At 43.1% G+C, this 22,343-nt stretch carries 8 protein-coding genes; 4 read left to right on the top strand and 4 right to left on the bottom strand.

Annotation, left to right across the window (positions count from 1 at the left end; all coding sequences use genetic code 11):
- The first annotated feature begins 375 nt into the window (after nt 1-375).
- The 3 genes from ABIE26_RS09210 (at nt 376) to ABIE26_RS09200 (ending at nt 14,516) form a co-directional block, all read left to right on the top strand.
- The gene (locus ABIE26_RS09210; protein ID WP_310137561.1) at nt 376-12,600 is read left to right on the top strand and encodes a DUF7507 domain-containing protein; all 12,225 of its coding nucleotides are present in this window, start codon (nt 376-378) and stop codon (nt 12,598-12,600) included.
- A gap of 10 nt (nt 12,601-12,610) precedes the next feature.
- On the top strand, nt 12,611-13,606 hold the full coding sequence (locus ABIE26_RS09205) for a PorP/SprF family type IX secretion system membrane protein (protein WP_310137563.1): 996 nt from the start codon (nt 12,611-12,613) through the stop codon (nt 13,604-13,606).
- An 85-nt stretch (nt 13,607-13,691) separates the two neighbouring features.
- A complete protein-coding gene (locus tag ABIE26_RS09200; protein ID WP_310137566.1) occupies nt 13,692-14,516 on the top strand; it encodes an energy transducer TonB in 825 nt (274 codons plus the stop codon).
- A gap of 55 nt (nt 14,517-14,571) precedes the next feature.
- Here ABIE26_RS09200 and ABIE26_RS09195 read toward each other — a convergent pair whose 3' ends face one another.
- Nucleotides 14,572-15,189: an NAD(P)H-dependent oxidoreductase gene (locus ABIE26_RS09195; RefSeq protein WP_310137568.1), complete on the bottom strand. Its 618-nt coding sequence runs from the start codon at nt 15,187-15,189 to the stop codon at nt 14,572-14,574.
- 97 nt (nt 15,190-15,286) lie between these two features.
- On the opposite strand from ABIE26_RS09195, the gene ABIE26_RS09190 reads away from it, so the two are divergent.
- Nucleotides 15,287-16,201: a LysR family transcriptional regulator gene (locus ABIE26_RS09190; protein ID WP_310137569.1), complete on the top strand. Its 915-nt coding sequence runs from the start codon at nt 15,287-15,289 to the stop codon at nt 16,199-16,201.
- Here ABIE26_RS09190 and ABIE26_RS09185 read toward each other — a convergent pair.
- From ABIE26_RS09185 to yidC, 3 genes are all read right to left on the bottom strand, one after another.
- Nucleotides 16,198-17,469 (bottom strand): nucleoside recognition domain-containing protein, encoded by a 1,272-nt coding sequence (locus ABIE26_RS09185; RefSeq protein ID WP_310137572.1) that lies wholly within the window; start codon nt 17,467-17,469, stop codon nt 16,198-16,200. The two genes, ABIE26_RS09190 and ABIE26_RS09185, sit on opposite strands and share 4 nt — an antisense overlap.
- A 27-nt stretch (nt 17,470-17,496) precedes the next feature.
- Nucleotides 17,497-20,349, bottom strand: a complete 2,853-nt coding sequence (locus tag ABIE26_RS09180) for a S9 family peptidase (protein WP_310137575.1) — start codon at nt 20,347-20,349, stop codon at nt 17,497-17,499.
- A gap of 180 nt (nt 20,350-20,529) precedes the next feature.
- Nucleotides 20,530-22,332 carry a membrane protein insertase YidC gene (gene yidC / locus ABIE26_RS09175; RefSeq protein WP_310137578.1) on the bottom strand — a complete coding sequence of 601 codons (1,803 nt, stop codon included), beginning with the start codon at nt 22,330-22,332 and terminating at the stop codon, nt 20,530-20,532.
- Nucleotides 22,333-22,343 lie beyond the last annotated feature (11 nt).

Below are 22,343 nucleotides of genomic sequence, written 5' to 3'. Positions count from 1 at the left end.
TTTATTAAGATGTGAAAATATAGTGTTTTTGATAAAAAACATCTTAATTGCTTAAATTGGTGTGTTTTTAGATGTCTGTTTTATTTTTGGCCCGATTGTTATTAAAAATTTCAATTTTTTAATGAAAAAGACATGAATTCTATTTAATTTGCTAGAGGTAAATGAAATTATACTTATAAGAAATTGTTGTTTGCTTATGTTCACTTTTCTGATGAGTTTGTCTCTCTGAAGAAAAATATTCACTATGTCAGGCAAGAAGTTTTTTAAGTAGAGTAAATGTAAACTGAATTTATGCTAAATGCGCTCAGGTCTGATGTGCTCTCATCTCACAGAGGTAGATTCTGTCTGGGCTTTCTTGTCTGTTTATTTTTTAGTTTGAGTGTATTTGCTGAGGGGAGTAAAGATTTGTATCCTAACGGGGCGCAGGGTAACAGGGCGTATTTATATTGTGCAACTGAAGGTACAAATACTTTTTCATGGCCCTTTAAGACGGTAGGTACCCATTATGTTTATGCAAAGGCTGGCGAAGAAATCGCTGTTGCTTCAAGTGCTCAGGGAATTGGATCAGGAACTATCAATATTACAGCTCCAAATGGAGTTGTCTATACGTCAGGATCTTCGAAAACTATAGGGTGTATAAAAAGTAGGAGTGAGGAACTTGCTGGGCCAAACGATGGTTCAGGCCCGGTGAACGGCAGATATACATCCTTTTTGGTTCCAGTGACCGCAAATACAGAAGGTGTTTGGAAGATTGAGTTTTTGCCCCCATCTGGAATTCCCGGTAACTCAACTGTTAGTGTTCCCGATCAGTCGGCTAATGGCAGTTGGACACAAGGAAGCTCTGGGAATGGAAATCCTAACTTAATTTCGGCTTGGGATGTTTCGGTTAAAAGTGGAGGGGCTTTTATTATAGGCAGGGTATTTACAAATGTCTTAAATCTTCTTATATCCGCTAATTTTGAAAAAGATAAATCATATTATGCGAAGCATTATGTGCTGACGAAAGATGGTAGAGCGTATAGGGTGCAGACTAACGGGAATAATGGAGTTGGTTTTACTTTTTTCTCAAATAGTAACGGTTTCGCAAATAATTCTATTCCTAGTTATAAAAGCTTGAATTTGTCAACACAAGCCGAACTTTCGGCAGTTACTCACGATCCAAGGAGTCCTGATCAGGGTAATAATGTTACACATAAGATTTTTTATAACAAGCCAAATCCAGACTTGCCGGCAAGCGCAAGTATATTTCTAACTGGAATTGCTAATGCAGTGACCTGGCTCAAGAATACAGCAGTATTGCCAAAAATTGATAATATTCAGGTAAAAGGAGTTGAAGGAACAATAGGACAAGTCAGTAGAAAGGGAGCCTATATTACATTCAACTCTACTACTGGTGGAACCTACAAAATTACGATTCCAGTTCCTTCGGGAGCAGACAGAGTAATTGTAGGGGTCGCAACTGTAGGAAATAATTCGGTTTTTTGGGATGCAAAAGATGCAAATGGAGTTTTTGTTCCGGCTGGCACTCCTTTAAGTCAGCTTAAAACAAGGCTCCTATCTGCCGAGGTACATTTTCCGTATATTGATATGGAAATTAACCCTCAGGGATTGATCATTGAACTAACCAATAATACCTTGAATTATGACTTGGAGACGAGTTCGCTAGATGAAGGTGTTTATAGTGATAGAGTTTATTGGGATGATTCTGATATTTCCGGGGCGGGTACTGGAGACTCTTCAAGCCCGGTGAATACCGCCACTACCGGTCAACGAAGTAACTCGAATGGTCATAAATGGGGACGATATAATGCAGATGGGGGGTTAGGGCACAGTAGTTTTGGAGATACCAAATCTATGGATACCTGGGCTTATATTCAAGGTAGCGAAGAGTCGCAGCCTATGACAATTGTTATTAAATCTGCCGATTTAATGGTAGAAAGCATTACTCCTACTGTTAATACCTATTTTACTGATCAGAAGGTAAGTTATAAGATAAGGGTTAAAAATGATGGACCAAGTGATATTTCCGGCTCTACTTTCGAGTTTAAGGCACCGACAGGATACAATATCAGTTCTGTTGTGCCAACGATAATCAGTGGAACGGGGACTGTGAGTAATGCCACTGTTTCCGGAAGTACATACCAGTCGAAAGTAGCTATGAACAATCAGACTGTTATTGAATTTACGGTTACAGGAACTGTTGTTGCACCGCTCTCAAATCAGCCTTTTGAAGTTGAAGCCAGTATTTTGAGACCGCCAGATGTAACGGATCCGGATGCTACGGACCCTATCTCGGCTGTACCTGTGGACCCACACCAGGAGTGTTTGAATGGTTCGGCAATTGAGGGATGTAACAATATTAAGTACAATATTTTTAATCCTCAGCAATTTTGTATTGGATCTTCTATAGCTCCTGTTTCTTATACTGTAGCGTCGGGATTTCCCGATGTTGACGGTTATATGCCATTGGGTTTGGTTAGTAATTATTTCACTGCAACTAAAATTCTGACTGTATCAGGCGCACCTACTGAGACAGGTCTTTTCACTTTTACGCTACTGAGCCCAAGTAATGGCAGAAAAAAGACTACCGTTTTATTGTTGGTAAATGCCAATCCTACGATTACTGTTCAGCCTTCGGATATTACTATTTGTGAAGGCGCCAATAGCTCAACAACTGTAGTTTCGTCTGCAAGCACAGATACTTACAAGTGGCAATATGAAGGCTCAAGTGGATGGGTTGATTTTGTTGCGGCTAATGGTGTTTCTGGTTTCGGTACAGCAACGTTAACAATAACAAATGCTCCTTTGGCTTTAGACAAGGTTAAAATAAGGGTAATAGTATCTTCGGCTGCTGGATGTGCTACTGTATCTGATGTAAAGACAATAACAATACACCCATTACCAGAGGCACCATCTGTCACAGCTTCCGGGGCTACAATCTTCTGTGACGGAGAAAGTGTTGTTTTGAGCACAACTGCTACTGGTAGTTACCAGTGGTATTTGAATGGTTCAGCGATAGCCAATGCTACCGCCCAGACCTATGAAGCAAAAGTAGCTGGTAAATACACGGTGGTGGTAACCAATGCCAGCAATTGTGCCAGTCCGGTTTCCAATGAGATTACGGTTACAGTGAATACTGTTCCTGTTGCCCCGGTTGTAACTGCAAATGGCGGAACTATCTTCTGTGATGGAGAAAGTGTTGTTTTGAGTACTACTGTTACGGGCAGTTACCAGTGGTATCTGAATGGTTCAGCCATAACCAATGCTACAGGACAGACCTATGAGGCAAAGGTTGGTGGTAAATATACAGTTGTAGTGACCAATGCCAGCAATTGTGCCAGTCCGGTATCCAATGAAGTTACCGTTACAGTAAACACAGTTCCCGTTGCCCCGGTAGTCACTGCTGGTGGTGCTACAATCTTCTGTGATGGAGAAAGTGTTGTTTTGAGTACTACAGCTACCGGTAGTTACCAGTGGTATTTGAATGGTTCAGTTATAATCAATGCCACAGGACAAAGCTATGAAGCAAAGGTTGCTGGTAAATATACGGTTGTGGTAACCAATGCGAGCAATTGTGCCAGCCCGGTTTCGAATGAAGTTACGGTTACAGTGAATACTTTGCCAACCCAACCAGTCGTCACTGCTGGTAGCGCCACAATCTTCTGTGATGGAGAAAGTGTGGTTTTGAGCACCACAGCTATCGGTAACTACCAGTGGTATTTGAATGGTTCAGCAATAACCAATGCTACCACCCAGACCTATGAAGCAAAAGTAGCTGGTAAATATACAGTTGTGGTAACCAATGCCAGCAATTGTGCTAGTCCGGTTTCGAATGAGGTTACGGTTACGGTGAATACTTTGCCAAACCAGCCGGTCGTCACTGCTGGTGGTGCCACAATCTTCTGTGATGGAGAAAGTGTTGTTTTGAGTACTACTGCTACTGGCAGTTACCAATGGTATTTGAATGGTTCAGCAATAACCAATGCTACCACCCAGACCTATGAAGCAAAAGTAGCTGGTAAATATACAGTTGTGGTAACCAATGCCAGCAATTGTGCCAGTCCTGTATCCAATGAGATTACGGTTACAGTAAACACTGTTCCTGTTGCCCCGATAGTCACTGCTGGTGGTGCTACAATCTTCTGTGATGGGGAAAGTGTTGTTTTGAGCACCACAGCTACTGGTAGTTACCAATGGTATCTGAATGGTTCAGCCATAACCAATGCCACAGGGCAAACTTATGAAGCAAAGGTCGCTGGTAAATACACAGTGGTGGTAACCAACGCAAGCAATTGTGCCAGTCCGGTATCCAATGAAGTTACGGTTACAGTGAATACTTTGCCAACCCAACCAGTCGTAACTGCTGCTGGCGCTACAATCTTCTGTGATGGGGAAAGTGTTGTTTTGAGCACTACAGCTACGGGTAGCTACCAATGGTATCTGAATGGTTCAGCCATAACCAATGCCACAGGGCAAACTTATGAAGCAAAGGTCGCTGGTAAATACACAGTGGTGGTAACCAATGCCAGCAATTGTGCCAGTCCTGTATCCAATGAGATTACGGTTACAGTGAATACTGTTCCTGTTGCCCCGGTTGTAACTGCAAATGGCGGAACTATCTTCTGTGATGGGGAAAGTGTTGTTTTGAGTACTACTGCTACGGGCAGCTACCAGTGGTATTTGAATGGAACTGCAATAACCAATGCTACAGGACAAAGCTATGAAGCAAAGGTAGCTGGTAAATATACCCTTGTGGTAACGAATGCCAGCAATTGTGCCAGTCCGGTATCCAATGAAGTTATGGTTACAGTAAACACGATTCCTGTTGCCCCGATAGTCACTGCTGGTAGCGCTACAATCTTCTGTGATGGAGAAAGTGTTGTTTTGAGCACCACAGCTATCGGTAACTACCAGTGGTATTTGAATGGAACTGCAATAACCAATGCCACAGGACAAAGCTATGAAGCAAAGGTTGCTGGTAAATATACGGTTGTAGTGACCAACGCCAGCAATTGTGCTAGTCCGGTTTCGAATGAAGTTACAGTTACAGTGAATACTTTGCCAACCCAGCCGGTCGTCACTGCTGGTGGTGCCACAATCTTCTGTGATGGAGAAAGTGTTGTTTTGAGTACTACTGCTACTGGCAGTTACCAATGGTATTTGAATGGTTCAGCAATAACCAATGCTACCACCCAGACCTATGAAGCAAAAGTAGCTGGTAAATACACAGTGGTGGTAACCAATGCCAGCAATTGTGCCAGTCCGGTATCCAATGAAGTTACGGTTACAGTGAATAATTTGCCAACCCAACCGGTTGTAACTGCTGGTGGTGCTACAATCTTCTGTGATGGGGAAAGTGTGGTTTTGAGCACTACAGCTATCGGTAGTTACCAGTGGTATTTGAATGGTTCAGCTATAACCAATGCTACCGCCCAGACCTATGAAGCAAAAATAGCTGGTAAATACACGGTTGTGGTAACCAATGCCAGCAATTGTGCCAGTCCTGTATCCAATGAGATTACGGTTACAGTAAACACTGTTCCTGTTGCCCCAGTCGTAACTGCTGGTGGTGCCACAATATTCTGTGATGGGGAAAGTGTGGTTTTGAGTACTACAGCTATCGGTAACTATCAGTGGTATTTGAATGGAACTGCAATAACCAATGCTACCACCCAGACCTATGAAGCAAAAGTAGCTGGTAAATATACAGTTGTGGTAACCAATGCCAGCAATTGTGCCAGTCCTGTATCCAATGAGATTACGGTTACAGTAAACACTGTTCCTGTTGCCCCAGTCGTAACTGCTGGTGGTGCTACAATCTTCTGTGATGGGGAAAGTGTTGTTTTGAGCACTACAGCTACGGGTAGCTACCAATGGTATCTGAATGGTTCAGCCATAACCACTGCCACAGGGCAAACTTATGAGGCAAAGGTCGCTGGTAAATACACAGTGGTGGTAACCAACGCCAGCAATTGTGCCAGTCCGGTATCCAATGAAGTTATGGTTACAGTAAACACGATTCCTGTTGCCCCGGTTGTAACTGCTGGTAGCGCTACAATCTTCTGTGATGGAGAAAGTGTTGTTTTGAGCACCACAGCTATCGGTAACTACCAGTGGTATTTGAATGGAACTGCAATAACCAATGCTACAGGACAAAGCTATGAGGCAAAAGTAGCTGGTAAATATACAGTCGTAGTAACCAATGCCAGCAACTGTGCCAGCCCGGTTTCGAATGAAGTTACAGTTACAGTAAACACAGTTCCCGTTGCCCCGGTAGTCACTGCTGGTAGCGCTACAATCTTCTGTGATGGAGAAAGTGTTGTTTTGAGTACTACAGCTACCGGTAGTTACCAGTGGTATTTGAATGGTTCAGCCATAACCAATGCCACAGGACAAAGCTATGAGGCAAAAGTAGCTGGTAAATATACAGTCGTAGTAACCAATGCCAGCAATTGTGCCAGTCCGGTTTCGAATGAAGTTACAGTTACAGTAAACACGGTTCCCGTTGCCCCGGTAGTCACTGCTGGTAGTGCTACAATCTTCTGTGATGGGGAAAGTGTGGTTTTGAGTACTACTGCTACGGGCAGTTACCAATGGTATTTGAATGGTTCAGCCATAACCAATGCCACAGCCCAGACCTATGAAGCAAAGGTTGCTGGTAAATATACAGTTGTGGTAACCAATGCCAGCAATTGTGCCAGTCCGGTATCCAATGAAGTTACAGTTACAGTAAACACGGTTCCCGTTGCCCCGGTAGTCACTGCTGGTGGTGCCACAATCTTCTGTGATGGGGAAAGTGTGGTTTTGAGCACCACTGCTACTGGTAGTTACCAGTGGTATTTGAATGGTTCAGCAATAACCAATGCTACCACCCAGACCTATGAAGCAAAAGTAGCTGGTAAATATACAGTTGTGGTAACCAATGCCAGCAATTGTGCCAGTCCTGTATCCAATGAGATTACGGTTACAGTAAACACTGTTCCTGTTGCCCCAGTCGTAACTGCTGGTGGTGCTACAATCTTCTGTGATGGGGAAAGTGTTGTTTTGAGCACTACAGCTACGGGTAGCTACCAATGGTATCTGAATGGTTCAGCCATAACCACTGCCACAGGGCAAACTTATGAGGCAAAGGTCGCTGGTAAATACACAGTGGTGGTAACCAATGCCAGCAATTGTGCCAGTCCGGTATCCAATGAAGTTACGGTTACAGTGAATAATTTGCCAACCCAACCGGTTGTAACTGCTGGTGGTGCTACAATATTCTGTGATGGAGAAAGTGTGGTTTTGAGCACTACTGCTACGGGCAGTTACCAGTGGTATTTGAATGGTTCAGCCATAACCAATGCTACAGGGCAAACTTATGAGGCAAAGGTTGCTGGTAAATATACAGTGGTGGTAACCAATGCGAGCAATTGTGCCAGTCCGGTTTCGAATGAAGTTACGGTTACAGTGAATACTTTGCCAACCCAACCAGTCGTCACTGCTGGTGGTGCTACAATCTTCTGTGATGGGGAAAGTGTGGTTTTGAGTACTACAGCTACCGGTAGTTACCAGTGGTATTTGAATGGTTCAGTTATAACCAATGCTACAGGACAGACTTATGAAGCAAAGGTTGCTGGTAAATATACAGTTGTGGTAACCAACGCCAGCAACTGTGCCAGCCCGGTTTCGAATGAAGTTACAGTTACAGTGAACACTTTGCCAATCCAACCAGTCGTAACTGCTGCTGGCGCTACAATCTTCTGTGATGGGGAAAGTGTTGTTTTGAGCACCACAGCTACTGGTAGTTACCAGTGGTATTTGAATGGTTCAGCCATAACCAATGCTACCGCCCAGACCTATGAAGCAAAAATAGCTGGTAAATACACGGTTGTGGTAACCAATGCCAGCAATTGTGCCAGTCCGGTATCCAATGAAGTTACGGTTACAGTGAACACTTTGCCAACCCAACCGGTAGTAACTGCTGGTGGTGCTACAATATTCTGTGATGGAGAAAGTGTTGTTTTGAGCACTACTGCTACGGGCAGTTACCAGTGGTATTTGAATGGTTCAGTTATAACCAATGCTACAGGACAGACTTATGAAGCAAAGGTTGCTGGTAAATATACAGTTGTGGTAACCAACGCCAGCAACTGTGCCAGCCCGGTTTCGAATGAAGTTACAGTTACAGTGAACACTTTGCCAATCCAACCAGTCGTAACTGCTGCTGGCGCTACAATCTTCTGTGATGGGGAAAGTGTTGTTTTGAGCACCACAGCTACTGGTAGTTACCAGTGGTATTTGAATGGTTCAGCCATAACCAATGCTACCGCCCAGACCTATGAAGCAAAAATAGCTGGTAAATACACGGTTGTGGTAACCAATGCCAGCAATTGTGCCAGTCCGGTATCCAATGAAGTTACGGTTACAGTAAACACGGTTCCAGTTGCCCCGGTAGTAACTGCTGGTAGCGCTACAATCTTCTGTGATGGGGAAAGTGTGGTTTTGAGCACCACTGCTACTGGTAGTTACCAGTGGTATTTGAATGGTTCAGCAATAACCAATGCTACCACCCAGACCTATGAAGCAAAAGTAGCTGGTAAATATACAGTTGTGGTAACCAATGCCAGCAATTGTGCCAGTCCTGTATCCAATGAGATTACGGTTACAGTAAACACTGTTCCTGTTGCCCCAGTCGTAACTGCTGGTGGTGCTACAATCTTCTGTGATGGGGAAAGTGTTGTTTTGAGCACTACAGCTACGGGTAGCTACCAATGGTATCTGAATGGTTCAGCCATAACCAATGCCACAGGGCAAACTTATGAGGCAAAGGTCGCTGGTAAATACACAGTGGTGGTAACCAACGCCAGCAATTGTGCCAGTCCGGTATCCAATGAAGTTACAGTTACAGTAAACACTGTTCCCGTTGCCCCGGTAGTAACTGCTGGTAGCGCTACAATCTTTTGTGATGGAGAAAGTGTGGTTTTGAGTACTACTGCTACGGGCAGTTACCAATGGTATTTGAATGGTTCAGCCATAACCAATGCTACAGGGCAAACTTATGAGGCAAAGGTTGGTGGTAAATATACAGTGGTGGTAACCAATGCCAGCAATTGTGCCAGTCCGGTATCCAATGAAGTTACGGTTACAGTAAACACTATTCCTGTTGCCCCGGTTGTAACTGCTGGCGGTGCTACAATCTTCTGTGATGGAGAAAGTGTTGTTTTGAGTACTACAGCTACGGGCAGTTACCAGTGGTATTTGAATGGTTCAGCCATAACCAATGCCACAGGACAAAGCTATGAGGCAAAGGTTGGTGGTAAATATACGGTTGTGGTAACCAATGCCAGCAATTGTGCCAGCCCGGTATCCAATGAAGTTACGGTTACAGTAAACACGGTTCCCGTTGCCCCGGTAGTCACTGCTGGTGGTGCCACAATGTTCTGTGATGGGGAAAGTGTGGTTTTGAGTACTACTGCTACGGGCAGTTACCAATGGTATTTGAATGGTTCAGCCATAACCAATGCTACAGGGCAAACTTATGAGGCAAAGGTAGCTGGTAAATATACAGTTGTAGTGACCAATGCCAGCAATTGTGCCAGTCCGGTATCCAATGAAGTTACGGTTACAGTGAATACTGTTCCTGTTGCCCCGGTAGTAACTGCTGGCGGTGCTACAATCTTCTGTGATGGAGAAAGTGTTGTTTTGAGTACTACAGCTACCGGTAGTTACCAGTGGTATTTGAATGGTTCAGCCATAACCAATGCCACAGGACAAAGCTATGAGGCAAAGGTTGGTGGTAAATATACCCTTGTGGTAACCAATGCAAGCAATTGTGCCAGTCCGGTATCCAATGAAGTTACAGTTACAGTAAACACGGTTCCCGTTGCCCCGGTAGTCACTGCTGGTGGTGCTACAATTTTCTGTGATGGGGAAAGTGTTGTTTTGAGCACTACAGCTATCGGTAGTTACCAGTGGTATTTGAATGGTTCAGCTATAACCAATGCTACCGCCCAGACCTATGAAGCAAAAATAGCTGGTAAATACACGGTTGTGGTAACCAATGCCAGCAATTGTGCCAGTCCGGTATCCAATGAAGTTACGGTTACAGTAAACACGGTTCCCGTTGCCCCGGTAGTCACTGCTGGTAGCGCTACAATCTTCTGTGATGGAGAAAGTGTTGTTTTGAGCACCACAGCTATCGGTAGCTACCAGTGGTATTTGAATGGTTCAGCCATAACCAATGCTACAGGACAAAGCTATGAAGCAAAGGTAGCTGGTAAATATACCCTTGTGGTAACGAATGCCAGCAATTGTGCCAGTCCCGTATCGAATGAAGTTACGGTTACAGTGAATACTTTGCCAACCCAACCAGTCGTCACTGCTGGTGGTGTTACAATCTTCTGTGATGGGGAAAGTGTTGTTTTGAGCACTACTGCTACGGGCAGTTACCAGTGGTATTTGAATGGTTCAGCCATAACCAATGCTACAGGGCAAACTTATGAAGCAAAAGTAGCTGGTAAATACACGGTGGTGGTGACCAATGCCAGCAATTGTGCCAGTCCGGTATCTAATGAAATTACCATTACTGTAAATGCCCTTCCGATAATCCCAACGATTACAGCGATGGGCAACACTGTTTTCTGCATAGGTAATTCAGTGGCCCTAAGCTCAAGTACAGCCAGCGGTTATCAATGGTACAAGAATGGCGCAATTATACCTGGCGCATCCGGTAAGACCTATATTGCTACAGAAACTGGCTCTTACCATGTAGTGGTAACCAATGTAAATGGTTGCAGCAGCAGCCCTTCATTACCAACTCAGGTTACAGCAAGCCCTTATCCGGAATTGCCAAACATTTCACCAGCGGGGGCAACCACCTTCTGTGAAGGAGGTGTTGTTACGCTCACCTCGTCGTCGTCAGCAGGAAATCAATGGTACAAAAACGGAATTTTGATACCGGGGGCAAACGGACAAACATTGGGTGTAAATGAAATTGGTAACTATGCTGTAAAAGTGACCAATCAGGCTGGTTGTGCAAGTACAATATCAGCTGCTACAAATGTTACTGTTAATAAAGTACCTAAAGGGTTTGACGATGTCGTAAATAGTTTGAGCTGTGCACAATCTTCTTTCAGCTATAACCTTCAAACTAAAAATGTAAACAATATCCAAAAAGGAGGCAATGCGGTTCCTGCAGGCTTCACCTGGACAGTGAATTCTACTGTTCAGGGTGCAGTTAATGGTTCAGGTAAAGTGCTAAATGCCACATTGATCAATACAACAACAACAGAACAGTACGTGGTATATCTGGTTACTCCAATAGCAGAGGCAGGAGGCTGTGCAGGGCAACCATTTAAAATTACAGTCCGTGTTCCTGTATGTTTGGATATAGCTATCACCAAGTCAGCAAACCGAACCAACGTATCTGCTCCGGGAGATGAGATTAAATATTCTATTATTGTATCCAACAATGGGAATGCCAACCATAGCCATGTTAAAGTGAACGACCCGTTGTTGGGAGGGTTGCTGCATAGGTCGGCCGGCGATAACGGCAATGATATTCTGGAAAAAGGAGAAAGCTGGATCTATAGCGGAACTTATACCATTACCCAGAATAACATTGATGCCTTTGGCCTGCCAGATGTAAATACCGGAAAGATTGTAAACACAGCAACGGTAAGTTCTGTGGAATATCCACAATCCAAATCGGCTATAGCAGAAGTAGATATTGATGCCAATCCTTCGGTTGCCCTGGTTAAAACAGGAGCAATGAACCGTGACTTCCGCACCATGACCTATACATTTACCGTGACCAATAATGGAAATATGACCCTATACAACCTGGTGGTAAAGGATCCGAAAATTATCCAGCCTATTGTGTTAAGCCAAACGACATTGGCACCTGGGGCAACCACCAGCGGCATAGCGCAATACACGATTACCAATCCTGAAAAGGTTGCAGGTACCGTAAACAACACTGCTACGGTAACTGGCCTCACCAAATCTGGCACCCCTGTAACTGACGTTTCGGGTACAGCCGTGAATAACGACGAGCCAACTGTAATTGATATTACAAGGTACCCGATAGCCATTGATGATTACGCCAATACAAAAGCCGATATAGAGGTAGCTGTGCCGGTTATCAATAATGATAAACCAGCATTGTTTCCATTGGATGCAGCTACGCTTGAAGTAAAAAGTCAGCCAACCAACGGCAAACTATCTGTTAACAAGGATGGAAAAGTAGTTTATATGCCAAATAAGGGATTTTTCGGAATAGAGAAATTTACTTATAAAGTAGACGATTCAAATGGTCTGGGATCTAACGTAGCTATTGTAACCATTACGGTTGTGCCTCCGGATCTGGATGTGCCCAATACTTTTACACCAAATGGCGATGGGAAGAACGACACGTTTGTGATTACGGGATTGGAAAATTACGAAGGGGTTAGCCTGTTTGTTTACAACCGCTGGGGCGATGAAGTTTACAGAAATAATAACTATAAAAATGAATGGGACGGAAACGGGTTAAATGACGGTACTTATTTCTATGTGCTAAAGCTGAAAAAAGCGGGCAAAGAAGAGTCCCGGAGAAGCTGGATACTGATAAAAAGATAAATGAATTGAAATGAAGATTGTAAAACGCATTGTGACCTCCGTATTTTTTCTCTGCATGTTTGCAGGGTACTCGGCTGCGCAGCAAAACATACAATTCTCTCAATATGTATTCAATAGTTTAAGCGTAAATCCAGCTTATGCTGGTTATAAGGAAGAGTGGTTTGCACAGCTTGCGCTTCGTGCACAATGGGTTGGGGTAGAAGGTGCTCCCCAGACCGGGACGATATCCCTTGATGGTATCGTTGACCCTAGAGATAGGAAAATGGGACTTGGTTTCCAGATTACTTCTGATAAAATAGGCCCTCAATCTTCTACTTCAGTAACTGCAAACTATGCTTACCGCCTGCAGCTTGATCAGGATGATACCAGAAGGTTGAGTTTTGGCATTGGAATAGGTGCCGCCCAGTATAACCTGAAAGGAGATATGATCAAAACAGGAGAGGGCGGCGACCAGGCAGTTGCAGGACAAAATGATAGCCGTATTGTACCTGATGTAAGGTTTGGTGTATTTTACAATTCCAACTTCTGGTATATGGGACTTTCCCTGATGGATGCCTTTTCGGGATCGGATGTTAATGTCAGGAGTGTTTCTGCTGCTTTCAACATTGTACGCAGCAGACATGCATACCTCATTATGGGTGGTCTGGCCAACCTTTCGCCCGATGTGCGGGTTCGCCCCAGTCTAATGATAAAGGAAGATTTTAAAGGTCCTACAAGTGCTGATTTAAATGTGATGGCCATTTTTAACGATAAGTTGTGGCTTGGTGGGTCTTATAGAACGGGGTTCGGTTTGTGGAAGAAACAATACAGCACGCTTAACCTCGGTAAACAAAATTCGATATCCGGTATTGTTCAGGTATTTCTGAGCGAACGTTTTCGCATCGGCTATTCTTACGATCATGTAACCAGCAAGCTAAGCAGTAACCAGAATGGTTCTCATGAGCTTACCCTGGGGTTAACCTTTGGAAGGGTACCCAGATCATTCATTTGTCCGCGGGTTTTTTAATTTTCTCTGTCTTATGGAATCGCAGAAGTGATGGCATCCTTACAGTAAATGTATGGTATAATATTAACTTCTAAATTCTAAAGCAATGTTAGGTTCAAAAATTGATTTGTCAGGTAACCAATGGCTGGAGATTGTGTTTAATCAGAAAAACAAAAGCTATGGTGCTTATGCGCTTCGCAGGCAAAGCGCTTCTGATACAAGTAAAGCCCTCTTTATTGCAGGGGCTTTATTTATCCTGCTTTTTTTGTCTCCGAAGATCATCCAGTTGATCAAAGGTAACCCCGTAGTGGACGAGGTAGCCGATCGCACTACCGTTGTACAGGTGCAGTCGCCCCCACCGGTAAATCCGGAAACGCCACCGCCTGCTCCTGTTGAGCCTCCGCCAGCAAGGCAGCCCCAGATTAAATTTCCTCCGCCAATTGTAATGGAGGATAATAAGGTTGTTGATGTAGATCCAGTGCAGATCGCGGATCTTAAAGACGCAACCCCGGGACAGAAGGATGTTGTTGGACAGGAAGATGGACAGCTTGTAATTACAGAAACACCGGGTAAGGGGCCAGTGGGAGCTGCTGTAGTGGGCGACGATGTGTACCCAGATTTTAGGGCCTTAGAAGTGCAGCCTGATTTTCCAGGTGGAATGGATAAATTCTACAAATACCTGTCAAAAGCTATCCGTTATCCGGCAGCGGCGCAAGAGGCAACCATACAAGGAAAAGTATTCCTGTCTTTTATCATTGAAAAAAACGGTACCCTTACCGATATCAAAGTTGAGCGGAAACTGGGTTACGGCACAGATGAAGAAGCTATAAGGGTACTCACAGCAAGTCCGAAATGGATGCCGGGCATTCAGAACGGAAGAGCCGTGCGTGTAAAATACAACATCCCCATTAACTTTTCTTTAGCGCAATAGGATACCAGCCGCCTTTGCTATGCCCCCAAAACAATCATTTTGGGGGCATTTATTTTTAGGCGCACAAGCCCATTTCGAGATTACTGCCAAAGGTCTTTTCCAGATGTGCCTCGTAGCGTTTCAAATCCTTTACTACATCTGCATTTTTTTCTACATCATGAAAATGTATACCCTCCAGCGGTTTCATACCTGTAAAAGCATTCATGCGGTGAAATCCGAACATAGGGCCTTCGTCCACGCTTTTCTGGTTAAAAAATTCTCCGGGTAGGGTAAAGGCTTCCTGAGGTGCATTCCATGAAGTGGTCAACATGTACTTTTTGCCATTCATAAGGCCTCCTGTTCCATAATTGATGGCGGGATTGGCAGCAGAACGACCATCGCTATGGTAAATGCCATTATTGTGACCTTCTGTAAACACCAAATCTATATACTTTTTAAATTCATGCGGAAGCTGAAACCACCATACGGGCGTATGGTAAATGACGATATCTGCCCACTTATAATTTTCAACTTCCTCCTTAATGTTGTAAGGCTGATTGATGTCGGTATGCCTGACTTCGAACCCTGGCTTGTTGTTGAAAAAGTCGAGTGTCTTTTCTGTAATGCTTCTGTTGAACAGGCCTCCGGAATGTTCAAATACCTGCCCTCCGTTGATAATGAATATTTTTGTCATGTCTTTATCTAAATTGATGACACAAAATTACGGTGCTTATTATTATAATTAAAATAATATAATTTATACTTTTGTATTATAATAATGATAGATAGGTATGGTAAATCTGGAATGGTTCAGAACTTTTAAGGTGATATATGAATGTGGTACGCTTACAGGTGCCGCTGAGGCTTTATATATATCGCAGCCAGGGGTGAGCTTGCATTTGAGTTCGCTTGAATCTTATGTGGGCTATAAATTATTTGATCGGACTTCACGGAAAATGATAGCGACAGAAAGGGCCAAGGTGCTTTACAATTACATTCAGGAACCCCTTACAAAACTGGAAGAAGCTGAAAGGCATTTCCATAAAAGTGTGGAACGCGATGTCCCGACCATTAGTATAGGTATGTGTTTTGAAACTTTTCAATATACACTTGAATCTTACCTGCCCGGGCTTCCCTTTAATGTGATCATTAAATTCGGGGAATATCCACAAATGCTGAGTGATCTTGACGCTGGTATCCTCGATTTGATCATCACCCCGCAAAAAGGTGATTATAAGGGCTTGTTGTACGAACCCTTTTTTAAAGAAAAAATAGTATTGGTATGTGGAAAAGGGACTTCTGTAGCAGATTTTGATAAGTTTGTTAAACGCGATGACAAGGCGGCTTGCCTGACCTGGTTAAAGCAGCAAACCTGGTACGGAACTACAGGCGACATGGAACATCAGCGAAGGTTTTGGTACAATAACTTTGGTAAGCGCCCCGATTTTAAGCCGAATTATATTGTTCCGAACCTCTGCTCAATTATCAGGTGTTTAAGTACAGGTAAAGGCCTGGCCGTAATGCCTGACTTTCTTTCCAGGCAGGAACTGGATGCCGGAAACATAAAAGTACTTTGGGAAGGTAAAGATCCTATTGAAAATACCCTGTATTTCGGCACACGCAAAAACACCATTTATGAGGAGCAGATTAAAGTGATAAAAGACATCTTTTTGAAAGAAATGGGAGAACCGCAAAGTGTCTTTTAACCAAAAAATAAATAGGCTAAACCTATGGCAGTACAAACACCTACCAGGTCGGCCAACAGCATGGCGCCAATGGCATAGCGTGTGTTTTTTATGCTTACCGAACCAAAATATACGGCTACGATGTAAAAAGTGGTATCTGAAGCGCCCTGGAATATTCCGGAAAGCCTACTGGCAAAAGAATCCGGGCCATAAGTTTCCATGGTGCTTACCATCATTCCACGTGCTGCCCCGCCGCTTAATGGCCGGATCAGGGCAGTAGGCAGGCCTTCAACAAAACGGGTATCTGCACCCAGAAAGGCAAATCCATTTTTTATAGCACTGATCACCACGTCAAAAGTTCCGCTGGTACGCAGGAGCGATATGGCTACCAGCATGCCTACCAGGTAAGGTACAATCTTAATGGCAGTATCAAAGCCATTTTTTGCACCATCAATAAAGGCATCAAAAACGTCTATTTTTTTATAAAGTCCGCCTAAAACAATCAACAGAAACACCAGTAATATCAAACCATTACTCAAGATACCCGAAAATGACTTGATGCCTTCTGCATTTAAGGAAACGATATACAGTACCAATAAGGCAATTACAAAGGAGATGCTGAGCACCCAGATGATAATAACAGGCTGAATGATGTTGATCTTTTGCTTGAAAGAGACGATCAGCATTGCTGCTATGGTGCCAACAAAAGTTACAATTAAGCAGGGAATAAATATATCGGTAGGGTTGGACGCATTTTGTGAAGCCCGTATGGCAATTACACTAACCGGGATCAGGTTCAGTCCGGCTGCGTGTAAACACAGAAACATGATCTGGGAATTGGAAGCCACATCTTTACTCGGATTGAGTTCCTGCAGGCTTTCCATGGCTTTTAATCCAAATGGTGTGGCTGCATTGTCCAGCCCCAGTAAATTGGCAGAGAAATTCATGATCATGTGCCCCATTGAGGGATGTCCTTTTGGAATATCAGGGAAAAGCTTCGAAAAGAACGGACCTACTATTCTCGACAACAGACGAATGCCTCCGGCCCTTTCGGCAATGCTCATCAATCCCATAAACAAGGCCAGGATTCCGATCAGTTTTAAACAAAGCTCAACGGCAACCCAACAGGTTTGTATGATACCATCCAGCTTTAAGGGGTTTGCAGGGTCATCGGCCTTGCCGATGACCATCCAGTTGAAAATATCACTTTGCCCAAAAAAGAAGCATTTAACACCTGCTACTACGATAGCAACAATAATAAAGGCAGACCAGATTCTACTTAACGCCATTAAAGATGATTTAGTTCAGGCTCTAATTTAAGGTTTTTCATCCGTTAGTTCAAAGCCCCATGTTTTGCCTTTTTCTGTTGCCGGTATTCCATTTACCATCCATACCGGTGCTTTGGCTTCTTTTAAATAATAGTCAAAAAACTGCTGCTCACGAATCTGTATGTCTTTCCTGTTTTGGCGCTGCATTAAATTATGTGCCTCATTGTTGTAATTTAACATCCATACAGGTTTTCCAAGTCGCCTTAAACCAGTAAACATTTCGATGCCCTGATACCATGGAACGGCACCATCAGCGTCATTGGCCATAATTACTACCGGAGTTTTTACATTCGGCAGCTTAAATAAAGGCGAGTTCTCGATGTAAAGCTCTGGCTTTTCCCATAAGGTAGCACCAATACGGCTTTGTGTTTTTTCATATTGGAATTGTCTGTTCATTCCACTTTCCCAGCGCATTCCACCGTAAGCAGAAGTCATGTTAACCACCGGTGCCCCGGCCCATGCTGCTGCATACATATTGGTTCTGGTAATTAAATGGGCAACCTGGTATCCACCCCAGCTCTGACCCTGAATTCCTATTTTAGTGCCATCAACCCATGTGTTTTTCTTCAATGATTCAACTCCTGAGTTGATGAATTCTTCTGCAGATTTTCCGGGATAACCCTTTTCATAACTGATGTCTGGTGCAAATACCAGGTATCCGTTGCTCACAAAATAGGGGATATTTAAGCGTGAAGGGGTTGGGGCCGGAGCATTATAGGCATATAGTCCCTCTGAAAGTTTCTCATAGAAATAAACAATCATTGGATACTTTTTTGCCGGATCAAAATCTTCCGGCTTATACAATATTCCTTCGGCATTAAAACCTTTGGGGGTAGTCCATTTTACAAGGGCTGCAGTACCCCAATTGTAATTTTGCTGCTGAGGGTTGGTATTGCTGAGCTTTACCTGGGCTTTCATATCAGCTGACACATAGACATCCGGAGAATTTACATAACTGCCTTTGTCGAAAATATAGCGCTCAGCATCTTTGGCTTTGCCCAGATCAGAATATTTCATTTTTTCCATTACAACCAGTTCCGGGTTTTTATGGTCGCCAATGTTCTTTTTATAGAAGCCGTTCTCCTTGGTGGTATTGTTAAATGCGCTTAGCCATATGTTTGCTCTTTTTTCCAGGAATTTGCTTTCCGGATCGGTTTTCTGGTAACGGAAGGTGATTTTATTTTGCCTTCCAAACCCATTTGTGATGTTTTGTGGTTCAGCTTTTCCTTCAGGAGAGAATTCCCAGATATCGTAGCGGTCGTAAATCAATACCGCCTTATCGTCTGCTGCCCATGCTGCAGCGCCGTACGGACCTGGTTCATCAGGAACATCATTATCTTCTTCAACAAATTTGACAGCAAGACCCTTGTTTAAATGGACTATGCCTGCAGTCTGAACGTTATAGGCGTACCAGTTTGAATTTGTTTTATCAAAATAGAGGATATATTTACCGGCAGGAGATGCAACTGCAAATCCGGAGAGGCCTTCAATGATCTTTTTTCTTGCGCCTGTTTTGGTATCTACCAGGTAATAGTCTTTTATTGAACTGCCTGTCCATTGCGATTGGATCCTGTTGCCATAGTCTGTAGAAGCCAGTACAAAGTTGGCATTGCCCTCTGCTGCAGGACTTGCTTCAGGTAATTTTAAATCCGTCAGCGGAACAACCTTTGGATCGCTGTTAAATATTTCCATTGCCGTTAAATAGGAGCGCTTGAGCTCAGATTCGAGCCTTTTTAACTGCATAGGCTGCAGGTAATCGTCTTTATAGCCCCATACATCTAATTTCGCATGCTCAAAATCTACCAAGGTGGTGTCTTTTGGTTGCTTTACAGGTGCAATTCCAAAAAACAGTTTATTTCCATCTTTGCTAAAACTTAGTCTGGTATCCCCACTAACCGCCCATTTAGCAGGCATTCCTTTAATTTCATTGTCTACCAGGATCTGGGCAGTATCCAGGCTTGTGGAGTTGTAATAGATATTAAAATCTTTGATTTCTTTTTTTTCAGGACTGCGCTCTCCCAGAAACACAAGGTATTCTCCCTCTTCGTTGAACTGGAAGTTTTTAAAGTTGCCTTTACCATTTACCAGGGTTTTTACAGTTCCTTTTTCTGTATTCAACAGGAATACACCTTCAGGTGCAGTTTTGTCTTTTTTTGAACCTGTACAGGCAAAAACCATTTGTTTACCGTTTTTGTTAAAGCTATAGTCACTCACATATCTGAAGATACGTTCGGTGCCTGTGGTCAGGTTTTTCAGGATAAGATCTGTGCCTTCCTGTTTGGTTTTGTTTTCCGGCTCATCAAATGCAAATACCTCTGCATCGTCTTTTTTAGGTGTTGCCGGTGCAGGTCCTGATTTTGTTTTCTTTGAGGTATCCGGACTTTTTTCCAACAGATAGGCCAGGAGCGAGGTGCCTTTTTCGGGAATTTTATAAGATTTAATTCTGGCCACCTTTGTAACAGCTGAATTTGCAAGATCAACTATAAACAAAGAATCTTTGGTCATATCGTCTGGTTTTTTCTTTTTTATCCTGCTTTCACGGGTATCTTTAAATAAGGGTTTAACCACTAAGGCTGCGTATTTTGAATCGCTGCTAAATTGAAGGTTTGTGCCTCTTGCTATGTTTATTTTAGCGTTGGTAACCAGGTTTTGCAGGTGCAAAGCGCCATCACCTTCCTGTTTTAATATGGAGTAAGCAGCCCATAACCCATTATTGGATAGTTGTTTTGCCCCCACAGCTTCCCAACTGTCGTAAACATTATGGTTTAATGGTTTCTTTTGTGCAAAACCTGCACTGGAAGATAACAACAAGAATAAGAGCGGACATAGTTTTTTTAGCATGGTTAGTATTGGTTTTTTATCGCCTGTATGTGTTCAGGCTTAAAAATTGGAAAATTTTAGGTATATATGGTTATTGTATGTCAAATTTTACATTAACAGACCCTAAATTAGTTTTAAGGGAAAAATCCAGGCATAAAAAAAGCACCTTTAAGGTGCTTTTTTTATGGGTAACCAAAATGGTTATTTGTTCTTTTTTTGCTGAGCCGCTGCCTGTTGCTGCTGGCGCATATACTCATCTAACTTAGCACTAAATCCAGATTTCTTTTTCTTCTCCACTGGTTTTGCTTTGTTTTCCTGTAAGGTTTTATGGATCTTTTCATCGTCAACCATAGATTTGATCAGGAACTGCTGGGCAAAGGTCAGCATGTTGGCCAGGAAATAATAGTAGTTCAATCCTGATGGATAGCTGTTCAGTACGCCCAAAAATATGATTGGCATGATGTAGCCAATATATTTCATTTGCCCTGTTGCACCAGAGATCTGGTTGTTAAAGTAGGTGTAAATTAGCGTAGAGATGGTCATCAATACACACATTAAACTCAGGTGGTCACCAATGAACGGGATGTTAAAACCAAACTTAATAAAGTCGTCATAAGTAGAAAGGTCCTTCATCCATAAGAAAGATTCGCCCCTTAACTCAAACAGGTTAGGAAAGAAAAAGAAGAAGGCCATTACAAATGGCAGCTGCAGCAGCATAGGCAAACATCCGCCAAGTGGGTTTACACCTACCTGTTTGTAAAGTTTGAGGTATTCCTGTTGCAGTAATGTTGGGTTATCTTCACCAACTTTAGCTTTTATCTCGTCCATTTCCGGCTTCAGGATCCTCATCTTAGCCATAGAAAGGTAAGATTTGTAGGTCAATGGCGACATGGCAACTTTCAGCGCTATGGTTAACAGCAGGATGATCAGACCGTAGCTCCAGCCAAATCCTTCCAGCCAATTGAACACCGGTAATACCACAAACCTGTTGATGTATTTTAATGGCCAGTAACCCATATCCACTTGTTTTTCCAATTCGTGGCCCTGCTCTTTTAAAGTAGAGAATTTATTGGTGCCAAAATAGAAGTTCATGGCATAGTGCTGGGCAGCAAGCTGGTTAAAAGGCATCTGCATGGTTGCACCATACCATTTTATTTTACCTGGCTCTGTACTTACTTTTACCGCCAGTTTTCCATTGTCAAAAGGAACAGCAGGAATCAGGACCGCAGAAAAGAAGTGTTGTTTGAAAGAAAACCATTCAATTTTTCCTTCTTTTAACTCTTCTTCCTCATCCTTTGCTACATTTAAATGATCCGGGTTTTTCTCCTGGTATTTATAATATGGTGCAGAGTGTTCCTGTTCTTTTTTGCTCGACTTTTCCTGCTCAAGTAGTGTAGCTTCCCAGTTTAACGCAATATTACTACCCTGGATAACCTGGTTTAATCCATTTAAATTGATATTGAAACCTACCTGGCTGCTGTTTGGCTTTAAGTCGTAGATAAATTCAATATACTTATCGGCCGAATAGTTTGCACGCATGGTAACAGTATTGTTTCCTGATACAGCTGTAAAATACAGGTCATTGGTGCTGAACATTTTTCCACCGATGTTCAGGTTCAGACCGAATTTATTCTGGTCGCCATCAAACAGGACAACCGGTTTGCCGCTATAGGTCTTTTGTCCTTTTACCGTTACCGACTGGATTTTACCTCCTTTGTTGGTTAAGGTTATTTTTAGCTTATCGTTCTCCAGGATATTTGTTTGTGTCGTTCCGGTAATGTTGGTGCCGAAAGGACCTGCCAGTGCAGCTGAATCTACAACCGGGGCAACTGGTGCAGTAACAGCCGGAGCTGATGCCGGGCTTACACCGGCTTTTTTTGCCGAATCGGCAGCAATTCTTTCACGCTCTTTTTTTATTTCCGCATCACTGGGCTTAAAAAAATAAAAAGAACCTGCCAAAACGATCATGATCAGGAATAATCCTGTAAACGTATTTTTATCCATTATTGTTAGTT

The organism is Pedobacter africanus, assembly GCF_040548825.1.
Taxonomy (GTDB): domain Bacteria; phylum Bacteroidota; class Bacteroidia; order Sphingobacteriales; family Sphingobacteriaceae; genus Pedobacter; species Pedobacter africanus_A.
The sequence above is the reverse complement of the archived record's forward strand: the minus strand, read 5'-3'. Positions and strand labels throughout refer to the sequence as shown.